At 64.4% G+C, this 26,445-nt stretch carries 25 protein-coding genes and 1 pseudogene; 12 read left to right on the plus strand and 14 right to left on the minus strand.

The window, feature by feature from the left end:
- Positions 1 to 8: 8 nt before the first annotated feature.
- Entirely contained in the window at positions 9 to 245 is a 237-nt protein-coding gene (locus QM590_RS15325) for a hypothetical protein (protein ID WP_269595574.1), read from the minus strand.
- A 234-nt stretch (positions 246 to 479) separates the two neighbouring features.
- Here QM590_RS15325 and QM590_RS15330 point away from each other — a divergent pair, with 234 nt between their 5' ends.
- Together QM590_RS15330 and QM590_RS15335 are read left to right on the plus strand one after the other, a co-directional pair.
- Positions 480 to 1,691, plus strand: coding sequence for an acetyl-CoA C-acetyltransferase (locus QM590_RS15330; RefSeq protein WP_149407263.1), 1,212 nt, complete (start codon positions 480 to 482; stop codon positions 1,689 to 1,691).
- A gap of 9 nt (positions 1,692 to 1,700) precedes the next feature.
- Positions 1,701 to 3,836: a 3-hydroxyacyl-CoA dehydrogenase NAD-binding domain-containing protein gene (locus QM590_RS15335; RefSeq protein WP_269595575.1), complete on the plus strand. Its 2,136-nt coding sequence runs from the start codon at positions 1,701 to 1,703 to the stop codon at positions 3,834 to 3,836.
- Positions 3,837 to 3,895: 59 nt separating this feature from the next.
- Here the strand turns inward: QM590_RS15335 and QM590_RS15340 are convergent, their stop codons facing one another.
- From QM590_RS15340 to fadD5, 5 genes are all read right to left on the minus strand, one after another.
- A complete protein-coding gene (locus tag QM590_RS15340; RefSeq protein WP_188078771.1) occupies positions 3,896 to 4,558 on the minus strand; it encodes a GntR family transcriptional regulator in 663 nt (220 codons plus the stop codon).
- Between the two features lie 12 nt (positions 4,559 to 4,570).
- Positions 4,571 to 5,743, minus strand: coding sequence for a cation:proton antiporter (locus QM590_RS15345; RefSeq protein ID WP_269595576.1), 1,173 nt, complete (start codon positions 5,741 to 5,743; stop codon positions 4,571 to 4,573).
- 19 nt (positions 5,744 to 5,762) lie between these two features.
- Positions 5,763 to 6,245 carry a cation:proton antiporter regulatory subunit gene (locus QM590_RS15350; protein WP_094638737.1) on the minus strand — a complete coding sequence of 161 codons (483 nt, stop codon included), beginning with the start codon at positions 6,243 to 6,245 and terminating at the stop codon, positions 5,763 to 5,765.
- A gap of 67 nt (positions 6,246 to 6,312) precedes the next feature.
- Positions 6,313 to 6,627 (minus strand): integration host factor, actinobacterial type, encoded by a 315-nt coding sequence (mihF, locus tag QM590_RS15355; protein ID WP_008712632.1) that lies wholly within the window; start codon positions 6,625 to 6,627, stop codon positions 6,313 to 6,315.
- 246 nt (positions 6,628 to 6,873) lie between these two features.
- On the minus strand, positions 6,874 to 8,430 hold the full coding sequence (gene fadD5, locus QM590_RS15360; protein ID WP_269595577.1) for a fatty-acid--CoA ligase FadD5: 1,557 nt from the start codon (positions 8,428 to 8,430) through the stop codon (positions 6,874 to 6,876).
- A gap of 188 nt (positions 8,431 to 8,618) precedes the next feature.
- On the opposite strand from fadD5, the gene QM590_RS15365 reads away from it, so the two are divergent.
- Positions 8,619 to 9,806: a TetR/AcrR family transcriptional regulator gene (locus QM590_RS15365; protein ID WP_269595578.1), complete on the plus strand. Its 1,188-nt coding sequence runs from the start codon at positions 8,619 to 8,621 to the stop codon at positions 9,804 to 9,806.
- A 12-nt stretch (positions 9,807 to 9,818) separates the two neighbouring features.
- Here QM590_RS15365 and QM590_RS15370 read toward each other — a convergent pair whose 3' ends face one another.
- Together QM590_RS15370 and QM590_RS15375 are read right to left on the minus strand one after the other, a co-directional pair.
- Positions 9,819 to 10,715, minus strand: coding sequence for an oxygenase MpaB family protein (locus QM590_RS15370; protein ID WP_269595579.1), 897 nt, complete (start codon positions 10,713 to 10,715; stop codon positions 9,819 to 9,821).
- 2 nt (positions 10,716 to 10,717) lie between these two features.
- Entirely contained in the window at positions 10,718 to 12,214 is a 1,497-nt protein-coding gene (locus QM590_RS15375; RefSeq protein WP_269595580.1) for an aldehyde dehydrogenase family protein, read from the minus strand.
- Positions 12,215 to 12,336: 122 nt separating this feature from the next.
- Between QM590_RS15375 and QM590_RS15380 the strand changes: the two genes are divergently transcribed.
- From QM590_RS15380 to QM590_RS15390, 3 genes and pseudogenes are all read left to right on the plus strand, one after another.
- On the plus strand, positions 12,337 to 13,512 hold the full coding sequence (locus tag QM590_RS15380; protein WP_269595581.1) for an acyl-CoA dehydrogenase family protein: 1,176 nt from the start codon (positions 12,337 to 12,339) through the stop codon (positions 13,510 to 13,512).
- A 6-nt stretch (positions 13,513 to 13,518) separates the two neighbouring features.
- Positions 13,519 to 14,154, plus strand: a complete 636-nt coding sequence (locus QM590_RS15385; RefSeq protein ID WP_255183170.1) for a GntR family transcriptional regulator — start codon at positions 13,519 to 13,521, stop codon at positions 14,152 to 14,154.
- Positions 14,155 to 14,183: 29 nt separating this feature from the next.
- Positions 14,184 to 14,968: pseudogene (locus QM590_RS15390) on the plus strand (oxygenase MpaB family protein).
- A gap of 8 nt (positions 14,969 to 14,976) precedes the next feature.
- Here QM590_RS15390 and QM590_RS15395 read toward each other — a convergent pair.
- From QM590_RS15395 to QM590_RS15405, 3 genes are read right to left on the minus strand one after another with little or no spacing between them, the layout of a single operon-like run.
- A complete protein-coding gene (locus QM590_RS15395; protein ID WP_269595583.1) occupies positions 14,977 to 17,343 on the minus strand; it encodes an FdhF/YdeP family oxidoreductase in 2,367 nt (788 codons plus the stop codon).
- A gap of 48 nt (positions 17,344 to 17,391) precedes the next feature.
- Complete coding sequence (locus QM590_RS15400) at positions 17,392 to 17,652, minus strand: acyl-CoA-binding protein (RefSeq protein ID WP_032379982.1); 261 nt, start codon at positions 17,650 to 17,652, stop codon at positions 17,392 to 17,394.
- Positions 17,653 to 17,679: 27 nt separating this feature from the next.
- A complete protein-coding gene (locus QM590_RS15405) occupies positions 17,680 to 18,252 on the minus strand; it encodes a TetR/AcrR family transcriptional regulator (protein WP_094638731.1) in 573 nt (190 codons plus the stop codon).
- A gap of 23 nt (positions 18,253 to 18,275) precedes the next feature.
- On the opposite strand from QM590_RS15405, the gene QM590_RS15410 reads away from it, so the two are divergent.
- Positions 18,276 to 19,208: an oxygenase MpaB family protein gene (locus tag QM590_RS15410; protein WP_269595584.1), complete on the plus strand. Its 933-nt coding sequence runs from the start codon at positions 18,276 to 18,278 to the stop codon at positions 19,206 to 19,208.
- Between the two features lie 29 nt (positions 19,209 to 19,237).
- Entirely contained in the window at positions 19,238 to 20,020 is a 783-nt protein-coding gene (locus QM590_RS15415; protein WP_269595585.1) for an alpha/beta fold hydrolase, read from the plus strand.
- A gap of 54 nt (positions 20,021 to 20,074) precedes the next feature.
- Here the strand turns inward: QM590_RS15415 and QM590_RS15420 are convergent, their stop codons facing one another.
- Together QM590_RS15420 and QM590_RS15425 are read right to left on the minus strand one after the other, a co-directional pair.
- Positions 20,075 to 21,391 carry a class I SAM-dependent methyltransferase gene (locus tag QM590_RS15420; RefSeq protein WP_269595586.1) on the minus strand — a complete coding sequence of 439 codons (1,317 nt, stop codon included), beginning with the start codon at positions 21,389 to 21,391 and terminating at the stop codon, positions 20,075 to 20,077.
- Positions 21,388 to 22,833, minus strand: a complete 1,446-nt coding sequence (locus tag QM590_RS15425) for an FAD-binding oxidoreductase (protein WP_187298433.1) — start codon at positions 22,831 to 22,833, stop codon at positions 21,388 to 21,390. Before QM590_RS15425 ends, QM590_RS15420 begins: the two co-directional genes overlap by 4 nt.
- 257 nt (positions 22,834 to 23,090) lie before the next feature.
- Here QM590_RS15425 and QM590_RS15430 point away from each other — a divergent pair, with 257 nt between their 5' ends.
- A complete protein-coding gene (locus tag QM590_RS15430; protein WP_068050479.1) occupies positions 23,091 to 23,525 on the plus strand; it encodes an SRPBCC family protein in 435 nt (144 codons plus the stop codon).
- Here the strand turns inward: QM590_RS15430 and QM590_RS15435 are convergent.
- Positions 23,522 to 24,181: a hypothetical protein gene (locus QM590_RS15435; RefSeq protein WP_269595587.1), complete on the minus strand. Its 660-nt coding sequence runs from the start codon at positions 24,179 to 24,181 to the stop codon at positions 23,522 to 23,524. The two genes, QM590_RS15430 and QM590_RS15435, sit on opposite strands and share 4 nt — an antisense overlap.
- A 139-nt stretch (positions 24,182 to 24,320) precedes the next feature.
- Between QM590_RS15435 and QM590_RS15440 the strand changes: the two genes are divergently transcribed.
- The 3 genes from QM590_RS15440 to QM590_RS15450 all read left to right on the plus strand — a co-directional run bounded on the left by QM590_RS15440 (position 24,321) and on the right by QM590_RS15450 (position 26,378).
- A complete protein-coding gene (locus tag QM590_RS15440; protein ID WP_217901741.1) occupies positions 24,321 to 24,632 on the plus strand; it encodes a YbaB/EbfC family nucleoid-associated protein in 312 nt (103 codons plus the stop codon).
- 3 nt (positions 24,633 to 24,635) lie between these two features.
- A complete protein-coding gene (gene recR, locus QM590_RS15445) occupies positions 24,636 to 25,244 on the plus strand; it encodes a recombination mediator RecR (RefSeq protein WP_032379989.1) in 609 nt (202 codons plus the stop codon).
- A gap of 126 nt (positions 25,245 to 25,370) precedes the next feature.
- Positions 25,371 to 26,378, plus strand: coding sequence for a type IV toxin-antitoxin system AbiEi family antitoxin domain-containing protein (locus QM590_RS15450; protein WP_269595588.1), 1,008 nt, complete (start codon positions 25,371 to 25,373; stop codon positions 26,376 to 26,378).
- Positions 26,379 to 26,445: the final 67 nt, after the last annotated feature.

Here is a 26,445-nt window from a genome sequence, read left to right on the forward strand (position 1 = left end):
CGGGTGACTCAGCCGACGGTGAGATCCTCGTTGTCGGCGAACACCAGGCGGCCACTGTCGAGTGCCACGGCCCAACGCCGTGCCACCGCCCATTCCCTCGACGTGGTGTCGGGGGTCTGCACGCCGAAGTCCACGACGATGGCTCCGGTCTCGTAGGCGCCCTGACCGGACTCGTCGTCGCTGCCGGTGGTGTGAATGCGTACTTTGACGCGGGCGCCCACGGTCAGTTCGTTGTCGGTTTCCATGGAGGGTCTTCTTCCGCGCTCGGTAGATCTGATTTATCCGAGTGTCCCATGCCGACTTCGTTCAAACCTGAACTTTCGCGCCGGTCATGGAGAACGCTCGTTTCGGTCCTTATGTCGGATCGACCCGCGGCCCTACTGTGAAGTGAGCTGAGGTCTGTTGTGGCCTCGCATCGACGCGGTCGGCCAGCACGGCGACGGCGACGCCGATCGAGAATGTGGAAGGAACTGCGCGCTGTGACTACAGAGGCATTCATTTATGAAGCCATCAGGACTCCCCGAGGCAAAGGAAAGAACGGCTCCCTGCACTCGGTGAAGCCGATTTCCCTGGTGACCGGCCTGATCGACGAGCTTCGTCGACGTTTCCCCGACATGGACGAGAACCGGATCTCCGACCTCATCCTCGGAGTGGTCTCGCCCGTCGGAGACCAGGGTGCCGACATCGCCCGCACTGCCGTGCTCGCTGCGAAGATGCCCGACACCGTCGGCGGCTTCCAGCTCAACCGTTTCTGCGCGTCCGGCCTCGAGGCCGTCAACCTGGCCGCGCAGAAGGTGCGTTCGGGTTGGGACGAGCTCGTCGTCGCCGGTGGCGTCGAGTCGATGTCTCGTGTGCCGATGGGCAGTGACGGCGGCGCGTGGGCCATGGACCCCGCCACCAACTACGACACCTACTTCGCCCCGCAGGGCATCGGTGCCGACCTCATCGCCACCATCGAGGGCTTCACCCGTGAAGACGTCGACGCCTACGCCGCGCAGTCGCAGGAGCGTGCCGCAGCAGCGTGGTCGGGTGGATACTTCGCCAAGTCCGTCGTACCGGTCACCGACCAGAACGGTCTGCTGATCCTCGATCAGGACGAGCACATGCGTCCGGGCAGCACCGTCGAATCGCTCGGCAAGCTGAACCCGGCCTTCACCGGTATCGCCGCCATGGGTGGATTCGACGACGTCGCACTGCAGAAGTACCACTGGATCGAGAAGATCGAGCACGTCCACACCGGCGGTAACAGCTCCGGCATCGTCGACGGCGCAGCACTCGTCCTCGTCGGCAGCGAGCAGGCCGGCAAGGATCTGAACATGGTTCCGCGGGCGCGCATCGTCGCCACGGCCACCAGTGGTGCCGACACGACCATCATGCTGACCGGGCCGACCCCGGCGTCGAAGAAGGTTCTCGCGACCGCGGGGCTGACCGTCGACGACATCGATCTCTTCGAGCTCAACGAGGCGTTCGCGTCCGTCGTGCTGCGGTTCCAGAAGGATCTGAAGATCCCGAACGAGAAGCTCAACGTCAACGGCGGAGCCATCGCCATGGGCCACCCCTTGGGAGCTACCGGCGCGATGATCACCGGCACCGTGCTCGACGAGCTCGAGCGCCGCGGCGGTCGTTACGCGTTGATCACCTTGTGCATCGGCGGCGGCATGGGCGTTGCCACCATCATCGAGCGAGTCTGAGGTAAAGGCATGAGCAACAACATGATTCAGTGGGACCAGGACGCCGACGGCATCGTCACGCTGACAATGGACGACCCCAACCAGGGCGCCAACACGATGAACCAGCTGTACAAGGACTCGATGGGTGCCACCGTCGAACGCCTCGAGGCCGAGGTCGACTCCATCACCGGTGTCGTGATCACGTCCGCCAAGAAGACGTTCTTCGCCGGCGGCGATCTGCACACCCTCATCGCAGCCAAGCCCGAGGACGCCCAGCAGGTGTTCGACGAGGTTCAGGAAGTCAAGGGGCAGCTGCGTCGCATCGAGAAGCTCGGTAAGCCGGTCGTGTCCGCCATCAACGGCGCAGCACTCGGCGGCGGACTCGAGATCGCCCTCGCGACGCATCACCGCATCGCGGCCGATGTTTCCGGCGTCCAGATCGGTCTGCCCGAGGTCTCGCTCGGACTGCTTCCCGGCGGCGGCGGCGTTGCTCGCATCACGCGACTGCTCGGCATTCAGACCGGTTTCATGACCGTCCTCGCCCAGGGCACCCGGTTCCGTCCGGCGAAGGCTCTCGAGATCGGTCTGATTCACGAATTGGTCGGCAGCATCGACGAATTGGTGCCCGCCGCCAAGGCGTGGATCAAGGCCAACCCCGAGGGTGGCGTCGCACCGTGGGACGTCAAGGGCTACAAGATCCCCGGCGGAACGCCGTCGAACCCGAAGCTCGCGCAGATCCTGCCTGCATTCCCGTCCAACCTGCGCAAGCAGATCAAGGGCGCACCGATGCCGGCTCCGCGCGCGATTCTCGCTGCGGCAGTGGAGGGTGCGCAGGTCGACTTCGACAATGCGTGCACCATCGAGTCGCGGTACTTCACCGAGTTGGTCACCGGACTGGTGTCCAAGAACATGATTCAGGCGTTCTTCTTCGACCTGCAGGCGATCAACGCCGGCAAGTCCCGCCCCGACGGCATCGAGAAGACCACGTTCACCAAGGTCGCGGTTCTCGGCGCAGGCATGATGGGCGCGGGTATCGCGTACGTGTGTGCCAAGGCCGGAATCGATGTGGTGCTCAAGGACGTCGCCCTCGAATCGGCTCAGAAGGGCAAGGCCTACTCCGAGGCCATCGAGGCCAAGGCGCTCTCCCGTGGCAAGACCACCCAGGAGAAGTCCGACGCTCTGCTCGCCCGTATCCACCCGACGGCCGACGCCAAGGACGTCGAAGGCGCAGACCTCGTCATCGAGGCCGTCTTCGAGTCGGAAGAGTTGAAGCAGAAGGTGTTCCAGGAGATCGAGGACCTCGTCGATCCGACGGCGCTGCTCGGTTCCAACACCTCGACGCTGCCCATCACGAGCCTCGCTCAGGGCATCAAGCGTCAGGAAGACTTCATCGGAATCCACTTCTTCTCACCCGTGGACAAGATGCCGCTGGTGGAGATCATTCGCGGCGAGAAGACGTCGGATGCAGCCTTGGCCAAGGCATTCGACCTGGTGCAGCTCATCAAGAAGACCCCGATCGTCGTCAACGACAGTCGCGGCTTCTTCACCTCGCGTGTCATCGGCACGTTCATCAACGAGGCCATCGCGATGTTGGGCGAGGGCGTCGAGCCGTCGACCATCGAGCAGGCCGGTCTGCAGGCCGGTTACCCGGCTGCGCCGCTGCAGCTCTCGGACGAGCTCACGCTCAACCTGATGCAGAAGATCCGCAAGGAGACCTACGACGCGCTCATCGCCGCGGGTCAGACTCCTCCCGAGGATCCGGCCGGTGCCGTCATCGACAAGATGGTCGACGAGTTCGAGCGTCCGTCGAAGGCCAAGGGTGCGGGCTTCTACGAGTACGAGGACGGCAAGCGCGCCGGACTGTGGCCCGGACTGCGTGATGCGTTCAAGTCGGGCTCGGCGGACATCCCGTTCGAGGACCTCAAGGAGCGCATGCTGTTCATCGAGGCCATCGAGACGCAGAAGTGCTTCGACGAGGGTGTCCTGAACACCACCGCCGACGCCAACATCGGCTCGATCTTCGGCATCGGATTCCCCGCCTGGACCGGAGGCGTGCACCAGTACGTCGTCGGCTACCCGGGTGGTCAGGCCGGATTCGTCACCCGTGCAGACGAATTGGCGAAGAAGTACGGCGATCGCTTCCAGGTTCCCGCCTCGCTGCGCTGACCCCATGTGAGTGGAACCTCGTAGCAGGCTACGAAGTTCCGCGCACATGCGCGTAGCGCTCACCCGCGGTGCGCGATCAACCTCTCGGCGCCGTCTGTGAATTGTTGCTTCATCAATTCGCAGGCGGCGTCGATGTCGTTTCGAACGAGTGCCTCGATGAGGGCCTCGTGGTTGCGCACTGTCGCTCGGCCCCAGTCGCGGTCGGTGGCGTAGAGGCGGGTGGGTGTGTAGCGGGTGGCGTTGTTGAGAAACCACGCCAGTTTCGCGGATTCGGCGAGTCGGTTGAGGACTCGGTGGAACTCGAATTCGCAGTTCTCGACGTCCTCCGGCCGACCGTTCTCGACGGCGATCGACAGTGCGGCGGTGAGCTCGGCGAGCCGGTCGAGCTCGGCCTCGGTGATCTTCGGCGCGGCGCGGCGAACCAGCTCGGCGGCGATGTGCCCCTGCAGCCAGAAGATGTCGACGATGTCGCTCGGCGTCAGTGGCGAGACCTTGTATCCGCGATGCGGGACGAGTTCGACGATGCCCTCACCCCGCAGCGTCAGCAGTGCCTCGCGTACCGGAGTGACGCTCACCCCGAGTTCGGCGGCGGTCTCGTCGAGTCGGATGAAGTCGCCTGGGCTCACCTCGCCGGACATGACGAGATGCCGGACGTGGTTGGCCACCTCCTCCGACAGCTGCGGCCGTCGGCGCAGAACCGATGCTCGACGCTTGTCCACCATTCCGAAAGCCAATCACACGGCGGGCTTCGTGCGAAGGAGGACCTTCGCGACCGGTTCGACGACTCGGGCCGCGATGGGCCCCAGGATGGCCATCAGCAGCACGTATGCCGTGGCCAGAGCAGCCAGCTCGCCCTCGACGGCTCCCGCGGCCACGGCCAGCCCGGCGATGACGATGGAGAACTCGCCACGCGCCACCAGGGCCGCACCGGCGCGCAGTCGGCCCGGCCGCCCTATTCCTTGACGCCTGGCCGCCCACCAGCCCGTCGCGATCTTGGTCGCTGCGGTGGCGACCGCCAAGACGACGGCCCAGCCGAGCACCGGCGGGATGGTTGCCGGGTCGGTGGCGAGACCGAACACCACGAAGAACATCGCCGCGAACAGATCTCGGAGGGGTTCGAGAACGCGGGTGGCGTTGGCGGCCGTCGAGCCGGAGATCGCGATACCGAGCAGGAATGCGCCGACGGCGGCCGAGACCTGCAGTTCCGACGCGATTCCGGCCACCAGCAGGGCAGCGCCGAGGACGTTGAGGAGCATGACCTCACGGTCCTTGCTGTCGAGCAGCGCAGAGACCGAGCTGCCGTAGCGCAGTGCGATGACCAGGACGATCGTGACGACCAGCAGGGAGATTCCGAGAGCTTCGAGCCCGCCGAGGAAACTGGCACCCATCAGAACGGTGGTGAGGATCGGCAGGTAGACGGCCATCGCAAGGTCCTCGAACACCAGAATGGACAGCACGATGGGGGTTTCTCGGTTGCCGAGCCTGCCGAGGTCGGTGAGGACCTTGGCGATGATGCCCGAGGACGAGATGTATGTGACACCGCCCATCACCAGCGCTCCGACGCCGCCCCAGCCGAGTATCAGTGCGACCACTGCGCCCGGGGTGAAGTTCAGGGCGATGTCGACCAGGCCCGCCAGCCAGGATCGGCGTAGTCCGGTGACGAGTTCGGTGGCGGTGTACTCGAGTCCGAGCAGGAGCAGCAGCAGGATGACGCCGATTTCGCTGGCGATCTCACTGAATTCGTCGATGCCGCCGAGGCTGACGATTCCGCCGTTGCCGAAGGCGAGACCGGCGAGAAGATAGAACGGAATGGGGGAGACCCCGAACTTGCCTGCCACGCGGGCGAGTAGGCCGAGGACGAAGAACACCGCTCCCAGTTCGGTCAGAGCGAGTGCAGTCTCGGCCACCGGTCAGACCCGACGATTGTCAGGCATTGCCGAGGATCTTGGCAGCTGCGTCCAAACCGTCGGCGGTTCCGACGGCGACCAGCAGATCGCCGGAGACGAGGGTGAAGCCAGGAGTGGGTGACGGTTGTACTTGGCCCGCGCGCATCACTGCGACGATCGAGACGCCGGTCTTGGTGCGCATCCCGGTATCGCCGAGGGGGCGGCCGTCGAAACGCGAGCCCTTCCTGACGGGGAGCTGGCGGGTGTTGATGCCGGGGAGGTCGCGATGCTGTTCCCCGAGCTGAGCGATGAGTTGCGGCGACCCGAGCAGATTGCCCAGGGCCGCCGCTTCCTCATTGCTCAACGTGATGGATTCCTGCGTCGCATCGGGGTCGTCCTTGCGCGAGACGATCAACTCGTTCGCGCCGTCCTTGCGGGTGATGACGCCTATGCGACGCCCGGAAGCGAGGGCGAAATCTTTCCGCACCCCGATTCCCGGCAGCAGGGTCACTTCGACGTTCATGGTCGAAATGCTAGCCCTGCAGGCAACGCATTATCGCCGGATCGGGTGTGAGCCCGACCCAGGTCGATCAGGATGCGACTGCGGCCAGGAGGGCTTCGCGCTGGTTTGCACCGAGGCCACCGATACGGCGGGTATCGGCGATGGACAGCTGCTCGAGCAGCTGTGCGGCGCGCACGGAACCAACACCCGGCAGGGCCTTGATCAGGGCGGACACCTTGGTCTTCTTGACGATCTCGTCGTTCTCCGCCTTGGCGAGAACGTCAGCGACGCTGAGTTCGCCGGACTTGACGGATGCGAGCAGCTTCGACCGCGCAGTGCGTGCCTCGGCCGCCTTGGCCAGCGCCGCGGTGCGCTGTTCCGGTGTCAATACTGGTAAAGCCATGGCCTGTTCTCCTCGATTGTGGTGACCCGTCGCTCGTTGACAGGTCTCGACCCTCTTGCATCGTGCCTGGTGGCTCTCCCAATCTAACCGAACAACACGACTGTCATTCCGGTCGAGCCACCGAACCTTCCCAGCCAGGCTACGTCCTATCCGATTCGGGGTGTGCCCCGACCAGCACTTCGGCCCCGTGTCGGCCCTCGAAGGGCGTCGTGTACCGGGCATGTTCGACGCCTCCCTGCCCGCCTTTCAGGCAGGTGCCGGCGAGTAGGTCTTCCGGAGTGCGACCTTGACCACCTTGCCGCTCGCGTTGCGCGGGAGGGCGTCGACGACGACCAGATCCTTGGGGTGTTTGAACCGCGCGAGATGGTCGCCGAGCCACACCAGAAGCTCGTCGAGTGTCAGGTCCGGGGCGCCGGGCGAATCGTGCAGTGCGACCACCGCGACGGGCACCTCACCCCATCTGTCGTCGGGGCGGCCGATCACTGCGGCCTCGAGGATTCGGGGGTGGGAGAACAGGACGTTCTCGACTTCGGCGCAGTAGATGTTCTCGCCGCCGGAGATGATCATGTCCTTCTTGCGGTCGACGACGAACACGAAGCCTTCCTCGTCCTGGCGTACGAGGTCGCCGGAGTGGAACCAGCCGCCGTGGAATGCGTCCGCCGTCGCGTCCTGGTTCTCCCAGTACCCCTGCATCAATGTGGGCCCTCGATAGACGATTTCACCGATCTCGCCCTGCGCCACGTCGTTCATCTCGTCGTCGACGACGCGCGCTGCGATGGTCGGAATGACACGTCCGACGGAGCCGAGTTTGCGGAGGGCGTCGACGCCGTCGAGCACGCAGGTGATGGGCGACATCTCCGTCTGCCCGAAGACCGCGACGTTCAGCGCTCCCGGGAACGTTGTCGACATCGCGCGCAGGACGGTGTCGGAGGCCGGGGCGGCACCCCAGGAAATGACCCGCAGGGCAAGTTCTCTGGGGTTGGCGGCCTGCTCGGCGCACATCGCCTGCCATTGCACGGGGACGAGGAAGAGATTGGTGACACCCTCGGCGGCGAGTACGTCGAGCAGGGTGCCCGGATCGAAGGCACCGACCGGGTGGACGACGGTGGGAATGCCGAGCAGCAGGCTCGGCGCGAGACTGCCGAGTGCGGCGATGTGGAACATCGGTGAGGCGCAGAAACCGACCTCGTCGGTGGCGCTCATCTGCAGTGCCCGGATGCAGGTGAAGGCCTGGGCCTGCATGTTCGCGTGCGTGAGGACCGCGCCCTTGGGTCTTCCGGTGGTACCCGAGGTGTACATGATCAATGCCGGGGCGTCGTCCGGAACGTCGACGGTGTCCGCCGGCTCAGCCGCGGACAGTAGCGCCTCGTAGTCGTCCCCGACGGTGATGATTCCGTTCAGTGAATCACTCTGCGCCACAACTGCTTCGGCCAGCGGAGCGAGTGTGTCGTCGGTGATCACCAGGGTGGAGCCACTGTTCTGCGCGAGAAAGGCCACCTCGGGCGGAGTCATCCGGAAGTTCACCGGCACTGCCAGAGCCCCGAGCGCGTTGATTGCCAGCACCGCCTCGAGGTACTCGGGTCGGTTGAGCATCACGATCAGCACCCGGTCGCCGAATCCGATTCCGCGGCTCTGCAGGACGCCTGCGCATCTCGACACGCGGTCGTCGAGTTCGCGCCACGTGATCGATCGCCCCTGGAATCGGAGCGCCACGGCGTCGGGTTGCATGAGGGCGTGGCGTCGAACGTGGTTGTTCCAGTTGTTTCGGTTGGACAACCCGGGTTCGTTCGGGTGAGCGGCCATCGCCGGTTCCTCTCGTCAGCAGTAAGAGCAGGGCATCGAATGTGATGCAGCCTACAGATCGGGCACTGCTTTGTCCGGAGCTTCGCAGACTGCATTTCTGCAGCTCAGCACGCCAATAAGTTTGCGGTCATTCGCATCGATGCCGCTACTATGGGGAATCGAGACGACCGGCGGTGCAAGGGCAGGCGATGAACGAGACAGGTACGACGGCGCAGCGGCGTCGGCCACGGAATCGAAAGGCGCAGATTCTGGTGGCCGCGGCCGAGGCCTTCAGCGAGCGCGGCTATCACCCCGTCGGAATCGAGGACATCGCCGCCACCGTCGGCATTTCCGGGCCCGCGCTGTACCGGCACTTTCCCACCAAGTACTCCCTGTTCGTCCACACAGTCATGCGGATGACCGACTCGTTGGTCGCGGCAACCGATCCGGCCGTCATCGAGGTGGAGGACCCGCAGGCTCGGATCGACGCGGTCATCGGTGCCATCATCGCCACCACCCTCGACAATCGGCGCACCGGTGGGTTGTATCGATGGGAGGGGCGCTATCTCGTCGGTTCGGACCGTGAGTACTTACGCCTAGCGCTGCGAACGGTGCACGAGCGGGTGACGGTCCCGCTGCGACAGCTTCGCCCCGATCTGTCCGAATCCGATGCAGCGCTGCTGGCCACCGCGGCAATCAGTGTGGTCGCCAGCATCACCGCGCATCGATCGGCGTTGTCGGCCAAGCAGATCGAGGAGTCGATGCTCGCTGCCGCACGGTCGGTCCTACGGACCGAACTTCCGCAGCAGGGCAGTGCATCTCCCCACCGCGAATCCGTGCTCGAGCATGCATCGAAACGCGAAGAGCTGCTGCATCATTCGATCAGGCTGTTCTACCTGCACGGCTACCACGAGGTGGGCCTGGACGACATCGGCGCAGCGGCGTCGATCACTGCCTCCAGTGTGTACCGCTATTTCCCCAGCAAGGCCGAACTGCTCGAGGCTGCGTTGCACCGTGCCAACGACCAGCTCACCGACACCCTCGCCGGTGCGCTCGAGCAATCGAGCTCCCCGGTCGACGCGGTGCGGACGTTCGCCAGGCTGTACACCGAATTGACCTTCCGGCAGGGCGAACTCGTGGCCGTGTACTTCGCCGAGATCGGAAATCTACCGGCCGATCGGCGGACGACGCTGCGCAGAATTCAGCGCCACAACATCGACGGCTGGGCACAACTACTGCGGGAAGCACGGCCGAACACGAGCGTGGTGGTCTCGAAATTTCTGATCCACGCCGCTCTCGGGTTGGTCTTCGACGTCGGTCGCACGGTGCGGTTCGAGCGCTCCGACCGAACCATGGCCCGAGTGCAGCAGACGATGACCGCGGTACTGCTGGGGTGATCGCCGCCGGACTCAGGCAGGCGTGGCCACGGCGGTGTACGGGCACGCACCAGCTCCCAGATCCCGAGGGCGGTAGCCGACGGGATAACCGGGGTAGGTCTTGTTCGACGCGTCGGCGGTGGCCCGCGAGTGCGTCCGCTTGGGCAGGAACCGCTCCACGCGGGCTCGGGCACGTAGAGCCCGCACGGCGGCCCGCTCGATCGTCGCCGAGCCGGACGGGAAGCCGAAGGCACCCGCCATCCGGTCGTCCAGCAATGCGAAGACTCCCTGTTTCACGGCGGGGGTGAACGCGGCTGGGTACCACGAGCAGTACAGCTCGAGGGTGTACGTGCCGATCCGACGGTTGTCCGCGCTGAAGCGAAACGTGCGCTCCTCGTAATCGAGCTTGAACTGCGCGAGCTCGGTGTACGAGGAGGGAATGTTCTTGATTCCCATCCGCTTTCCCACTTCGCAGTAGAAGTGGAACGTTGCGAGTCGTTCCTTCGGATGCAGGCGACGCCATCCGTAGGTGTCGATCCACTCGATCGGCTCGTAGATGAACGTCGTCAACACGTAGAGCATGTCGTCGTTCGAAATGTCGAACTGCCCGTGCATCCGGTTGACCATCCGAAGCGATTCGCGGCCCCGCTCGGAGTCGTATCCGTGCTCGAGCAATTCGGCCATCAGCAGCGCGGTGTCATCGTAGCGCTTCTGCGGCCTGTTCTCGAATTCGCCGGTCCTGACCAACAGAGCCGAGATGGTCGGCACGCAGTAGGTACGGAACAACGCGAATTCGAGTGCACGCTGGTAGTCCCACGGAAACTCGTAGCCGGCGGTGATGCGGTGGATCGTGTGGCAATCCCGCACCGGGTCGAGTTCCTCGATGCGGCGGAGCCAGCCGAAGCGCCCCTTCTTCGGCTTGATTTCCATGTTCAGCCCCGTCCGTGACGAAGCTTCAGCGCCAGCACGGACAGCTTCATGTTTCGCGCTTTGCGCTTCATCGTCAGCAGATTGACCGGAGCTGCAAAACTCTGCACGGTCAACGATTTCACGGTGCTGAATTCACGGAGGCCGTCGGCACCGTGGATGCGGCCGAATCCCGAGTCGCCCGTGCCGCCGAACGGCAGCGCCGGAACACCGGCGAAGCCGAGCACCGAATTGACCGTCACGACACCACAATCGAGCTTCTCGGCGGCGCGTCTGCCCACCGCTCCGTCCTGGGTGAACACCGATGCGCCGAGTCCGTACTTGGACGCGTTGGCGCGTTCGATGGCCTCGTCCAGATCGCGCACCTTGTTGACCACCACGGTCGGACCGAAGGTCTCCTCGGTGATCGCCGTCGAATCCTCGGGTACGTCGGTGAGAACCACCGGGTCGATGTACGGACCGTGCAACGAGTCGAGTCCGCCGACGACCGCCTTGCCGCCCTTGGCCAGAGCGTCCTCGATCTGGCCGCGCACGATGTCGCTCTGCTTGCCCAGCGTCATCGGACCGTAGGACGAGGTCTTCGTTCCGCCGGGCTTCAGCGCCTTCACCGCGGCGGTGAACTCGCCGACGAAGCGGTCGTACACCGGAGCCGCGACGTAGATGCGTTCGACGCCTGCGCAGGTCTGCCCGGCGTTGCCCATCGCGCCGAACGTCGCGAATTCCACTGCGGCAGTGATGTCCGCGTCTGCGTCGACGAGCATCGCGTCCTTGCCGCCGCACTCGGCGACGAGTGGGGTCAGGGACTTCGCGCAGGTGGCCATGACCTTCTTGGCCGTGGCGGTGGATCCGGTGAACGCGATCTTGTCGACACCGGATTCGACGAGGGCGGTGCCGGTGGATCCGTCGCCGGTGATCGTCTGGAACACCGGGTGCTGAGCGGCAAGCGACTGCCACTTCTCGGCCAACCAGGTCCCGACGCCAGGCGTCAGCTCGCTCGGTTTGAACACGACGGTGTTGCCTGCCGCGAGGGCGTACGCGATCGAACCCATCGGTGTGTAGAGCGGGTAGTTCCAGGGGCCGATCACTCCGACGACACCGAACGGGCGGTACCCGACGTAGGCCTTCTGGTTCACGGCGAGCAGGCCCGATCCGACCTTGCGCTGCCGCAGGATCTTCTCGGCGTTGCGGGCCGCCCAGTCGAGGTGTTCGACGCCGAGCATGACCTCGAGCAGAGAGTCCTCGTCCGGCTTGCCGGTTTCGGCGGCGATGACGGTAGCGAGGCTTGCAGCGTCCTTGGCGATGGCGGACTTGAATTCGAGCAGCCACCGTTTGCGTCCGACGAAGCCCTGTACGTCCCACCAGCGCGCGGCCGACCGGGCGCGAGCGACGGCGACGTCGACCTCTGCGGTGCCCGCGATCGGATACGTGGCGAGTGCGACACCTGTTCTGGGGTCGAGGCTTTCGAAGGTGCTCTCGTTCGTTCGTTCGATCTGGTCCGTCACGGGCTCTTCCTCCAGCAGATCGCATCACATATATTTGATGTGATTCAATGTTGTCCAGGACACACTATGCGTCCGATTCGGTTGCTACAACCCCCGCCGCCTCGATGTGCAGGAGCCGATTCATGAGTATCGATCTCACCCAGGAACAGACCGCGTTCGCCCAGGCTGTCGCATCCTTCTGCGCCAAGGAAGCCGGCACCCGCGCCCAGCGCGACGCGCTCACCGAGCACGGCAAGCACACCCACAATCAGGCGCTCTACGACAAGATGGCCGAGCTGGGCTGGTTGGGTGCGATCATCTCCGAGGAGCATGGCGGGGCGGGCGGCAGCACCGTCGACCTGTGCATTCTGCTCGAAGAATCTGCCAAGGCCATGGCTCCCATCGGCGGCATCGGACCCACCCTGATCACCGGCGCGGCCTACGAGAAATTCGGCACACCCGCACAGAAGGAGACCGTTCTCGGCGGCATCGTCGCCGGGCGGAGCTATTCGATCTCGATGTCCGAGCCCGAGGCCGGCTCGGACGTCGGCAACCTCAGCTGCCGCGCCGAGAAGACCGACACCGGCTGGCTGATCAACGGCCAGAAGACCTGGTGCTCCAACGCGCACTTCGCCGATCGGATCCTGCTCGTTGCCCGCACCGGCAGGAGCGGAGCCGGCGGAGCGACCCAGGGAGGCAGAGAGGGTGGGAAGCACGAAGGCCTGACGATGTTCGACGTTCCGGCCGATGTCGAGGGCCTGAACATCGTCGGCATCGACACGATGGGCGGCAAGGAAGTCAACGACCTGTACTTCACCGACTGCGCGCTGCCCGGGGACGCGGTGGTCGGGGTGGAAGGGCAGGGGTGGTCTCAGCTGATGACCGGTCTGAACATCGAGCGCCTCATTCTCGCGGCGATGATGCTCGGTACGGCGCAACGAGCATTCGACGACACACTCGACTTCATCACCCAGCGAAAGCAATTCGGACGGCCCGTCGGAACGTTCCAGGCACTGCGGCATCGCATCGCCGATCTGGCCACCGAGATCGAGTGCGGACGGCTGCTGGTCTACCACGTGGCTCGGTTGGTCGACGAGAGCCCGACGAAACTCTTCCCGCGCGAGGCATCGATGGCCAAGCTCAAGCTCACCGAGACCGCCAAGAAGGTGGCGCTCGAAGGCATGCAGATGATGGGTGGCTACGGCTACGCCACCGAGTTCGACATGGAAAAGCATGTCAGGACGACTCTCGTGTCCTCGATCTACGGCGGTACCAACGAGATTCAGCGCGACATCATCGGCAAGACGTACGGACTGTAGATCATCGTGTTGCGTCGTCGACCACAGCTCGCGGAGGATGTCGCCGCCAGTATTCGCCAGCAGATCGTCACGGGTGCGCTCGAGCCAGGGGCATTCGTGCGAATCGACGAGACGGCGGCGGAGCTGGGCGTCAGTGCCACTCCGGTGCGCGAAGCACTCGTTTCGCTGCGCGGGGAAGGGCTCGTCGAGCAGGTGCCTCGACGCGGCTATCGCGTCGGTGAGCTCTCGCGCCAGGATGTGGACGACATCTTCTGGCTGCAGGGGACCATCGCCGGCACACTCGCCGGTCGGGCCGCTCGCAGCATCACACCCGAGCACCTGGATCGGCTGACAGCACTCAACGACGGTCTCCGTGACGCCGTGGCCCGCTCGGACACCGAATCGGTGGAGTACTACGAGTTCGAGTTCCATCGATTCGTGAACAAGATCGCAGGCGGAACCAAGTTGGCGTGGTTCCTCCTCGGTGCGGTCAGATACACGCCGCGGTTGTACGCGACCGACAAGCGATGGGGTGAAGATGCAGTGCGCAGTCACGAAGAACTGATCGAGGCCTTTGCGCGACGCGACGTCGAGGCCGCCGACGACGTGATGCGTCGACAGTTCCGGCAGTGGGACATCGGCGCGGAATCGACGCCGTCGTGACCGGCGATCCGGATTTCCTGCGCAAGTCCATGACCGGGCTGGGGCTGCTCGCCGGCTCGGCCAACGTCATCATGCAACTGGGGCACCCGGCCGTCGGGTACGGAGTGTTCGAGAGCCGGGTCGAATCCGGACAGATCAACCGGCACCCGATCAAGCGCACCCGAACCACGTTGTCCTATCTCGCCGTCGCGGGTATGGGCGACGACGAGACCAAGGCCGCATACCGCAAGGCGACCAACCGATCTCATGCAGCGGTGAAGTCGACGCCGGACAGTCCGGTGAAGTACAGCGCCTTCGATCCGACCCTGCAGCTGTGGGTGGCTGCGTGCCTCTACCGAGGTCTCGAGGATGTGTACGTCGCCTTGTACGGGCCGCCCGATCCGGACACCGTGGACGAGATGTACCAGGCATGCCACGTCCTGGGCTCGACGCTTCAGATGCCACCCGAGATGTGGCCCGCAGATCGAGCAGCCTTCGAGAAGTACTGGGACGCAGCGCTCGACGACATTCACATCGACCCGACGATCCGGCGTTACCTACACGGCATCGCCTCGGCCACGTTCACCAAGCCGGCTGTACTGCATCCGCTGATCGGGCCGTTCTTCCGCTTCGTGACGACCGGATTCTTACCTCAGCGATTCGGGACGAGATGGAATTGGCCTGGGACCCGGTCAAGCAGAGACGGTTTGCGCTGTTGCTGCGCAGCGCGTCCCTGCTCAACCGGGTGTCGCCGCCCGTCGTGCGCGCATTTCCGTTCAACATCCTGCTCCGCGATGTCGAGCGGCGGATGCGCTCGGGGCGAGCACTGGTCTAGTACGAGCCTCAGCTCAGATGATGCGGCTGCGGGTGCGACTTGTGCCCCTCGTCCGATCCCTCGTTGTCCTGATGACCGTTCGCCGTACCCTGCACGCCTGTTCCCGCCGGAACCATCGCGATGATGACCGACTTCGAGGTGGGGGTGTTGCTGTGCAGCGCAGTCGAATCCAGCGGGATCAGCGGATTGGTTTCGGGGTAGTATGCGGCAGCCGACCCACGCGGGGTGTCGTACTCGACGATGCGGAACGACGGCGCGCACCGATCCACGTCGTCGTCGTCCCACTTGGTGACGAGGTCGACCATGTCGCCGTCGCGGAAGCCGAGCGCCGAAATGTCCTCTCGGTGCACGAAGACGACGCGTCGGCCGTTCTCGATGCCGCGGTAACGGTCGCTGAGTCCGTAGATGGTGGTGTTGAACTGATCGTGGCTACGCAGCGTCTGCAGGATCAGATGGCCCGGCGGAACCTGCAGTACATCGATCGGTGAGACCGCGAATTCGCCCAGGCCGCTCTTGGTTTCGAACGTCCGGCTGTCGCGCGGCGGATGCGGCAGCACGAAGCCGCCGGGGCGTCGAACATTGACCTCGTAACCCTCGCAACCGGCGACGACGCGGGAGATGTGCTTGCGGATGTTGCGGTAGTCGTCGCGGAAACCCTTCCAGTCGAGACCGTATCGGTTGCCGAGTGTCGCCTCGGCGATGCCGCTGACGATCGCGACCTCGGAACGAAGGAACTCGCTCGCGGGCTTCAACGGTCCGCGCGAGGAATGCACCGAGCACGTGGAGTCCTCGACCGAGATCCATTGCTCACCACTGGCTTGCACGTCCTTCTCGGTGCGTCCCAGAGTCGGCAGGATGATCGACGTCTCGCCGCAGACGAGGTGCGAGCGGTTGATCTTGGTGGAGATCTGCACCGTCATCCGCATCTTGCGCAGTGCCTCGAAGGTGACGTCACTGTCCGGAGTCGCCTGGACGAAGTTGCCGCCGAGGCCGAGGAAGAAGTGCGCCTTACCGTCGCGCATGGCCCGGATGGAATCGACGGTGTCCAAGCCGTGCTCGCGCGGCGGCTCGAAGTCGAATTCCGCAGCCATGGCGTCGAGGAAGGCCACCGGCGGACGCTCCCAGATGCCCATCGTCCGGTCGCCCTGCACGTTCGAGTGGCCGCGCACGGGGAGCAGCCCGGCACCTGCCCGGCCGATATTTCCCTGTGCGAACGCGAGATTGGTGACTTCCTTGATGGTCGCGACGGCATTGCGGTGCTGCGTCAGACCCATGGCCCAGCAGAAGACCGTTGCCTTGGAGTCGCGCAACATCTCGGCTGCCTCGGTGATCTGCGCTACCGACAGTCCGGTCACCTCGGTGACGAGATCCCAGTCGACCTCGGCGACGTGCGCCTTCCATGCGTCGAAGCCGACGGTGTAGTTGTCGAGGAACTCGTGATCGAGTGCATCCCACTTCACCAGCAACGAGCCGATGGCCTGGAAGAGTGCGAGGTCGCCGTTGATCTTGATCGACAGGTGCAGATTCGACAGGTCCGTTCCCGGGCCCACCATGCCCCGCGGGGTCTGCGGGTTCTTGAAGTTCAGCAGACCCGCTTCGCGAAGTGGGTTGATGGACAGAATCTTTGCGCCGTTCTGCTTGGCCATCTCGAGGGCCGAGAGCATGCGGGGGTGATTGGTTCCGGGATTCTGACCGGCGAGGATGATCAGTTCGGCATTGTGGACGTCGTCGAGCGTGACGCTGGCCTTGCCGATGCCGATCGATTCCTGCAGCGCGATGGACGTCGACTCGTGACACATGTTGGAACAGTCGGGCATGTTGTTCGTGCCGAACGCCCGGGCGAAGAGCTGATAGGTGAATGCGGACTCGTTCGAGGCGCGACCCGAGGTGTAGAAGATGGCCTCATCGGGACTCGCGAGGGACTTCAGCTCATCGCCGATCAGGCGGAATGCGTCGTCCCACTCGATGGGCTCGTAATGGCTGCCGCCGGGCAGCTTGATCATCGGGTGCGTGATCCGGCCCTGCTGGCCCAGCCAGTGTTCGGTGTGGCTGTCGAGTTCGGCAATGCTGTGCTGCGCGAAGAACTCCGGCGTCGCCCGCGTCGTCGTCGCTTCCTCGGCAACGGCCTTCGCGCCGTTCTCGCAGAATTCCGCCGCGTGTCGGTGGCCCGGATCGGGATCGGGCCACGCGCAGCTCATGCAGTCGAAACCCTCGGCCTGATTGAGCTTGAGCAGCGTCTGCGCGGTGCGCTTCGGGCCCATGTGGCCAAGCGCTCGCTTCATCGACACTGCGACGGCGACGGGGCCTGCCGCGTGGGTCTTCGGCTTTTCGATGTCGAGCTCGGCCTCGTCGACGTCGCTGTCGGTGCGTCTCATGCGGGTCCCTTCGTTGCGTTACCCCCGCACTCGACCATAGCCGTTGGCTCAGCCGGCGAGGAGCTTGGTCACCAGATCCACGTACTGCTGCTTCGCCGAATCCTGGCTCGTACCTTCGAGCTTCGCCCAGGCATCGAACTTCGCTCGGTTCACCATGTCCAGTCGTCCGGGCCGCTTACCCGAGGCGTCACCGATCGAACCCTGCTTGTAGAGCGAGTACAGGCTCAGTAGGTCGTCGTTGCTCGGCTTGGACGTGAGCTTCTTGACGTCTACCTGCGCGTCGGCGAACGACTGGTCGAGATCGGACATGAAGAACTCCTTCGGTTAGAGGTGGTGTCATCCTCGCACGGAGGCCTCGGAAATCAGCCGAATGCAGTGCGCCACGAGGGCTTCGCGGGTGACGGTGAGCGTGCCGTCGAGATAGCCGATGAACAGGGCCGTCAACGCCCCGACGGTTCCGACGGCGATCAGCTGTCGATCGTCGGTGTCGGGCAGTTGGGAGTGCACCAGCTCGACGAAGCCGGGCAGGAGATCGAGACCGCGTCGGCTCAGTGCCGGTTCGGCCAACGGCGCGATGAGCAGCACCCGTCCCGTTCGCGGTTCGTCGATGATGAGTTCGACGAATGCGCGCACCGGCGCGGCGATGGTGTCCTCGGCAGTGCTCGCCTGCATCACGGCGTCGAGCAAAGCGCCCTGCGCTCTGGTGCCGACCCACGCGTACACCGCGCGGACGAAGGCGTCGCGGTCGGCGAAGCTCTCGTAGAAATACCGCTCGGTCAGGCCGGCGGTACGGCAGACGGCCCGCACGTTGACGGCCGGACCGTCCGGCGAGCCGAGGAGCTCGACCCCGGCCGCGAGCAACGCGTCGTAGCGCTTGGATCTGCGTTCCTCCAACTGTTGACTACGCATGTTGTCAACCCTAGTCTGACAACATGCGTAGTCAGCCCGATCGACCCGTCCCGCTCGGTCCGGATTCGCTGACCTGGAAGTACTTCGGCGACTGGCGAGGGATGCTGCAGGGCGTCTGGGCAGGGTCGATGCAGAACATGCACCCAGGGCTCGGAGCCGGGGTGGAGCAGCACTCCACGTTCTTCGACGAGCGCTGGCAGCGGCTGTATCGGTCTCTGTACCCCATCGGTGGGGTCGTGTTCGACGGCGATCGGGCCGAGGAGACCGCGCTGCAGGTCCGCGGCTATCACACGAACATCAAAGGGATCGACTCGAAGGGCCGCAAGTACCACGCGCTCGATCCCGACACGTTCTACTGGGCGCACGCCACCTTCTTCATGGGCACGGTGCTCACCGCAGACCACTTCATGGGCGGGCTGACCGAGGCTCAGAAGGTGCAGCTGTTCGACGAGCACGTGCAGTGGTATCGCCTCTACGGCATGAGCATGCGGTCGGTGCCTGCCACCTGGCCGGAGTTCCAGCAGTACTGGGATCACATGTGCCGACACGTGTTGGAGGACAACATGGCCGCCCGCGGGGTGCTGGACCTGTCGAAGCTGGGACCACCGCCGTATGCGGCCTGGCTGCCGAAGCCGATCTGGGCCGTGTTCCGGCGTCCGGTGGCGAAGTTGTTCGTCTGGATCACCGTCGGGCTCTACGACGAGCCGGTACGCCGGCTTTTGGGCTACAGCTGGTCTCCCCAGGACGAGAAGCGCCTGGCGTTGTTCGGCAAGGCAGTGAACCTCGTGTTCGGGTTGGTTCCGCCTCGACGGCGACTGCACCCGCGAGGCCGCGCCGGATGGGACCGTGCTCGGGGCCGGATCGACCCGACGTCGCCGCTGGTCCATACGCCGGCCCGCAATCTGCCGCCGGTGGAACGCCGCACGGACCCGTCGCACTACATCCCGAAGGTGTAGATCGGCGCGCTCGGGGTACAACGCGGGGTATGTACAGCGTCAGAACCGGCACCGGAAAGCCCCTGGTCCTCGTCCACGGTCTCGGTTCCTCGCACCGCAACTGGGACCCCATCGTGCCCGCCCTCGCCAAGCACCGAGAGGTCATCGCCCTCGACCTACCCGGGTTCGGGCAGACTCCGCCCCTGGCCGAGGTCTCCATCGCGACGTTGACCGACGCGTTGCGGGAATTTCTCGACAGCGAGGGGCTGTCCGACGCCGATCTCGTCGGAAGTTCGATGGGTGCGCGAATGGTCGTCGAGCTGGCCCGCCGCGGTCACCGCGGATCCATGGTGGCGCTCGATCCCGGCGGGTTCTGGAACGACCGGCAGGTCAAGATCTTCGGGGCCACGATCACCGCATCGTTGGCGCTGATGAAGAACGTGCAGCCGCTGGTACCGTTCCTGGCCGGCAACCCGGTCACCAGAACTGCTGCACTGGCGCAGTTCTCGGCCGCGCCCTGGAAACTTCCGAGTGGGCTGGTCGAGCAGGAGCTGAAGGGTTTCTCCTCCAAGACATCGCCTTCGCTCGACGCCGCACGCAAGGCGCTGATCCACGGGCCGAAGCAACAGGGTTCCCCGAAAGGTTCCCTGCAGGGCTCGCTGCTCATCGGCTGGGGCCGTCAGGACAAGGTCACCACACCCAGCCAGGCGACAGTGGCGTTGGAGCGATTCCCCGACGCCACCCTGCACTGGTTCGAAGAATGCGGACACTTCCCGCACTGGGATCAGCCGACCGAGACCGCGCGGGTCATCCTGCGGGGAACGGGTCGCTGACGCTCCCATGTGCGCGGAACTTCGACCCCTGCTACGAGGTTCCGCTCACAAGCGTCAGCCGTTCCACCAAGGCCGCAGGGGGACGTCGGCCTGTCCCTTCGGTCCGAGCTTGACGGCCAGAACCTGGTGCAGCTGAACCACATTGCGCTCGAAGCCGAGCCGAGACCCGGCCATGTACAGGCCCCAGACACGGGCTGTTCCCTCACCTGCTTCGGCGACGCAGGCGTCCCAGTTCTCGACGAGGTTCCGGCACCATCCGGCCAGCGTCAGCGCGTAGTGCTCGCGCAGGTTCTCCTCGTGCCGGACCTCGAGTCCGACGTCCTGGATCTCGGTGATGATGCGGCCCGAGCCGGTGAGTTCGCCGTCGGGGAAGACGTACCGGTCGATGAAGCTGCCGGCCTTGGCGTGTGCGCGATTGTCCGGCCGGGTGATGGAGTGGTTGAGCAGTCGGCCGCCGTCGCGCAGCTTGGACTGGATGAACGTGAAGTACGACGGGTAGTTGTGCACGCCGATGTGCTCGGTCAGTCCGATGGAGGAGATGGCGTCGAAGTTGGTCTCGGGCACGTCGCGATAGTCGGAGAAGCGCACCTCGGCGAGCTCGGAGAGCCCCTCGTCGGCGATGGCCTGCTGTGCCCACGACGCCTGCTCCTGCGAGAGCGTCACACCGATCACCTTCACTCCGCGGCGGGCGGCGTAGCGCACCATCGAGCCCCAACCGCAGCCGATGTCGAGCAGGCGATCACCCGGTTGCAGGCCGAGCTTGTCGAACACCAAGCGATACTTGTTCTCCTGTGCGGCTTCCAGAGACTGATCGACGCTCTCGAACGCCGCGCAGGTGTACGTCATGGAGGGGCCGAGCACCTTCTCGTAGAAGGCATTGGACACGTCGTAGTGATGGTGGATCGCTTCTGCATCGCGAGTCTTGGAGTGGCGCAGACCTTCTGCGATACGACGCCACCTCGGGATCGCTTCCTGGGGTGGGGGAGCGATGGGCCGCAACACATCCCAGCCGAGCGAACGGGCGATCGATGTCAGTGTCATCGCCGAGGGGCGACGGAAGTGCAGCTCGTCGCCCATCAGCGCCAGCAGCTCGTAGGGGTCGCCCGGATGGACTCCCGTTGCTTCGAGATCGCCCGAGACGTACGCGCGCGCCATGCCGAGATCGCCGGGAGCGGTTGCGAGATAGGTGGTTCCGCGCGGGCTCTTGAGGTTGAGGCCGATTCTGGCGTCCTCGGGTCCTGCGGTGCTGCCGTCGTAAGCGGTGAAGCGCAGTGGGATGTTGCCGTCGGAGATCAGTTCGAGAATCTCGGAGATCTTGAGCTTCTGGGCACCGTTCACCGTGCGATTGCCGGAGTCCTTGAACGTCGTCATCTGCGTTGCACCGCCTTCGAGTACAAATCCAACAATCGGGATTCGGGATCGTATTTCTTCTTCAACACTTCGTATCGATCGCCGCCGTACAGAACGGCGAATTCATGTTCGGTGTAATAAGCGTCCGAGTACAGCGATTTATGCCCGTCGAACTCGGTGACCTTCTTCTCGATGGCGCGGTTCGCGGCACCCTCTGGTTCGCCTGCAACGATCGGGACCGAAGACCAGAAGCCGATGTTGACGTAGGTGCGTTTCGGTTCGAGTGGATACAGCGGCCACGGCCGGGCCGGATTCGCGCCCGGTGCTGCGGGCTCACGAAGACGCAACGGGCACAACCACAACGGCTCGATCGGGATGTTGTCGAGGAACCACGCGACGAAGCCTGCGGTGTGTTCGATCGGAACCTCGACATCTTGCACGACGCGTTCGCGCGGCGGATTTCCTTTGCGCTTCTCTAGTCGATCGCCGATGTCGTACTTACGATCGAGACCGATGAGCTTCCAGTAGAAGCTACTGCGCCGGTACTTGCGCGGCCAGAAGCGTCGGATTCTCGGGTTCTGTGTTCCGAATGCGCGGGAAGACCAGAACCAATCGGTGTCCCAGCGCCACAGGTAGTCGTGAATGGTGAGGCGGTCGGTCTTGGGTGTGTCCGATGCGTGCTGGATCGAGCGGTAGAAGATGTCGGCACCGGTGTAGTCGCTGACCGGTCCCGGTTCGTCGGTCTGGACGCCGAGGGTGAGGTAGCTTTCGTCGGCGCTGAAGACCACACCGTCGAGGTACTGGACCTCGATGCCGTCGTACTCGCGCTGCTCGACGATTCTGTCCATCGTGGACTGCAGGGTTTCGAGATCGTGAAATCGCAGGTGGCGCAACGCGACATACGGCAACACGGGTTCGAGCTGGATCTTCAGCCGAGTGGAGTAGCCGAGGGTTCCGTACGAGTTGGGAAAGCCCCAGTAGAGATCTGCGTGTTCGCCCTCGGGTGTTGCGGTGACGATCTCGCCGCTGCCGGTGAGGACATCGATCTCGAGCACCGATTCGTGGGGAAGTCCGCTACGAAACGACGTCGACTCGATACCGAGTCCGGTGACGGCTCCGCCGAGGGTGATCGTCTTGAGCTGTGGGACGACGAGGGGTGCAAGGCCGTAGGGAAGCGTCGCGTCGACCAGGTCCTCGTAGGTGCACATTCCGGCGACATCTGCTGTGCGCGAGGCGGGATCGACGGTGATGACCTTGCTCAGGCCCGACACGTCGAGCCCCGGTGTGGTGGTGGTCGTCCTGGCCCGGAACAGGTTGGACGTCTTCTTCGCCAGACGCACCGTCGCATCGGCGGGAATTGCGCGATAGCTGCGAAGCAGCTGCTCGACACCCGACCGGTGCGCTGCGTAACCGCTCTCCCTCGGTTCTGGCCGTCGTCCGAGAAGAGCATTCACTGAAGCCACACTCAGACGCTATATCTCGTACCGCGTGGTCTCCACCGGCATCGGCGTCCGACCGGTGAAACTTCACGCAACTGTTGCCGAATCTCGGCGAAGAATCGGAGTAAATCGGACAAATGGTTGCGTCATACATGTGTTTTGCGGGATCGGAATTTCTTGTGTGAAGCACGTCACACACGGTCCGGCGGGATGCCGGCCGCGCGTGCGCGGCGAGGCAGTATGGACGCACATCCCGTTCGCTATCGAAGGAGAACGTTTCCGTGGCTCAGGTCAGTGCATCCAGTTCCGCCACCATCGCCACCACACCGGATCGAGTGCTCGCTGCGCTCGCCGACTACGAGACGGTGCGCCCACGCATCCTCCCCGAGCAGTACCGCGACTACGAGGTGGTCCAGGGCGGGCAAGGAGACGGAACCGTGGCCACGTGGACCCTGCAGGCCACCGAGAAGCGAGTGCGCAACGTCGCCGCGACCGTCACCGTCGCCGGATCGACCATCACCGAACGCGACGCCAATTCCTCCATGGTCACCACCTGGTCGGTCGCCCCGGACGGCGCAGGAACCACAGTCACCACGACGACGGAATGGAAGGGTGCAGGCGGCATCGGCGGATTCTTCGAGAAGACCTTCGCACCGCTGGGACTGAAGAAGATCCAGGCCGCGACGCTGGAGAACCTGCGCCGCGAGTTGATCTAAGCCTGCTCGAAGTCGGGGGCCTCGATGAGCTCGAGTGTTCCGACGACCACGGTGCGCATCGACCACAGGAACATCCCGTCGGGTCCACGGTCGACCGTGTCGTAGGCCCCCGGCAGTGTGTCCAGGTCGGTGCGTGCCGCGATCGCGTCGTCGTACTCACGATCGCGTCGAGCAGAGTTGTAGACCATCTCGGACAAGGCCAGCGCATGCTCGCAGACGGTGATCACAGCCCACGTCGCCTGCTTCGGAGTGAGGTCGTATCGAGTTCGATAGCGCGTCTGCACCGAGTCGGCCATACGGATCGCGTCGATCGAGCTGGGAGTCAGGCCGATCAGATACTCCGCGATGCCCGGGTTGGAGTGAACCAGCTCGCGCATCGCGGAAGCGAGGGTCAGCAACGCGTCGTGCATCGATTCGTCGTCAGCGGGAAGCGGAGGCGACCACCTGCGCAGAATCTCCTCCGCCACGAGCGCCTTGAGGGAACCGAGATCGTCGATGTTGTTGTAGATCGCGACGATCGACACGCCCAGGCTCTCGGCCACCGACTTCACCGACACCTTCGGCAGCGTCAGCGCAATACCCGCCTCGGCCATGGTCTGGGGCGTCACCCGACGCTTGCGAGGGGAGCGACCCTCGGGGTTCGTCGGTTCGTGCATTCGAGGATGGTACGCGCCTCAGTTGTGACGCATCCTCAGCTGTGTGGCGCGGCATCCGCGAACCTTCGTGCGACTACGCTGGGGATCGCTTCGACCCACGCGAGAGGACGGCACAGTGCAACCCGGTGAACAGCCCGACATGGCATCGATCCTTCAGCAAGCCCAGCAGATGCAGCAGCAGCTGATGGCGGCGCAGGCCGAGATCGCGGAAACCGAAGTGACCGGCCAGGCGGGCGGTGGCCTCGTGGTCGCCACCGTCAAGGGAACCGGTGAGGTGGTCGGTCTGACCATCGACCCCAAGGTCGTCGACCCCGAAGACATCGAGACCCTCCAGGATCTCGTGATCGGCGCTATCGCCGATGCGTCTCGCGCGGCTCAGGCCGTCGCGAGCGAGAAGATGGGCCCCCTCGCTGGTGGTCTCGGTGGCATGCCCGGCCTGCCCGGGTTCTAGGCGGTGTACGAAGGTCCGGTTCAGGATCTGATCGACGAACTCGGCAAGTTTCCCGGGGTCGGTCCGAAGAGTGCTCAGCGCATAGCTTTTCACCTCCTGGGCGTCGAACCTCCCGAGGTGGATCGGCTGATGCGCGCGCTGCAGCGCATTCGCGACGGTGTGCAGTTCTGCATCGTCTGCGGCACGGTCTCGGACAAGGAACTGTGTCGAATCTGCGCGGACTCACGTCGTGACAGATCCATGATCTGCGTCGTCGAAGAACCCAAAGATGTTCAAGCCGTGGAACGTACGCGAGAGTTCAAGGGCCGCTACCACGTGCTCGGTGGGGCACTCGATCCACTGAACGGAGTGGGCCCGGATCAGCTCCGCATCCGAGAGTTGTTGACCCGCGTCGGAACCCAGGACGACGGCGTCGACGTCACCGAAGTCATCATCGCCACCGACCCCAACACCGAGGGCGAAGCAACGGCCACGTATCTGGTGCGCATGATGCGCGACTTCCCCGGCCTGGCGATCACCCGCCTCGCCTCGGGCCTACCCATGGGCGGAGACCTCGAATTCGCCGACGAGTTGACGCTGGGCCGCGCGTTGACGGGGCGTCGACGAATGTAGAGCGGCTTCGCCGCACGTGCACGAAACCTCGTAGCAGGGGTCGAGTTTCCACTCACGACCCGAGGTTATGCACAGCCTGTGGATAGATTCTGACGTGGGCGCTGGAAACCGGCCATCCTGAGGTCCATGAGGACAAGACCAGCGGGTACCTGGCAGCGATTATTGGACGAGCAGCACGGAATCATCACGACGAAACAGATGCATGCTTTCGGCGTCAACAAGGATTCGATCAACCACTACGTGGAAACCGGGCAGTGGCTGAGAGTGTTTCGTGGAGTCGTCTCGGTGACCAATGGGCCGCTGACTCGTGAGATGCAATTGTCTGCAGTGCTGCTGTACTCAGGGCGGGGAGCGTTGCTCAGTCACACCACCGCCGCGGAGGAATGGGGGTGGGTTCGGCCTGGGGCAGGCCCGGTTCACGTCACCGTTCCGTACGGATGCTCGGCCACCAGCAAGCCGCCGACGATGAGGCACGCCAAGCAGAACTTCACCTCTAAAAGCAACGAACAAATCCATCCCGGGGTAGTGGTCCACCGTTCCCGAGCCATGGGACACATCGGTGCCGAGACGAATCCGGCGCGAACGAGCACCGTCGATACGGTCCTCGATCTCGTTGTCGCAGAGCCGACGTCGAGGCAAGCGACGATCACATTGGTCTCGGCGATGTCTTCGGGTGGCGTGAACGTCGCGGCCATGACGAGCAAGGTCGAAGTCCGGCGACCGATGCGCTACCTCAAACCGATTCTGCACACGCTGGCTCTCATGCGCGACGGAGTCCATTCTGCACTCGAACACCGTTACGTACTCGACGTCGAGCAGGCACACGGTCTGCCGGTCGGGCAGCGGCAGGCCCCGGTATTCGTCGACGGCCGACAGCTTTTCGAGGACATTCGCTACCAGATCTGCGACCTCATCGTCAGGCTGGACGGCCAGGCCTTCCACTCTGCCAAGCAGCGGCGATTTCGCGATCGCAGACGTGACAATGCCGCGGAGCTGAGGAACCTGCCGCGGTTGATGTACGGCTGGCACGAAGTGACCGACGACCCGTGCGGTGTGTACCGCGAGGTCCGCGAGGTGCTGGTCAGAGAGGGTTGGGACGACGCGTCGTATCCGTGCGAACGTTGCGCCTTGTGAGTGAAAATTCGTGACGGGTTCACGTGGTCGTCGCAACGAGCAGTCGTTTGTTGTACTCCTCGAGTGG

The sequence above is a fragment of the Rhodococcus sp. IEGM 1372 genome (genome assembly GCF_030056835.1).
Classification (GTDB): domain Bacteria; phylum Actinomycetota; class Actinomycetes; order Mycobacteriales; family Mycobacteriaceae; genus Rhodococcoides.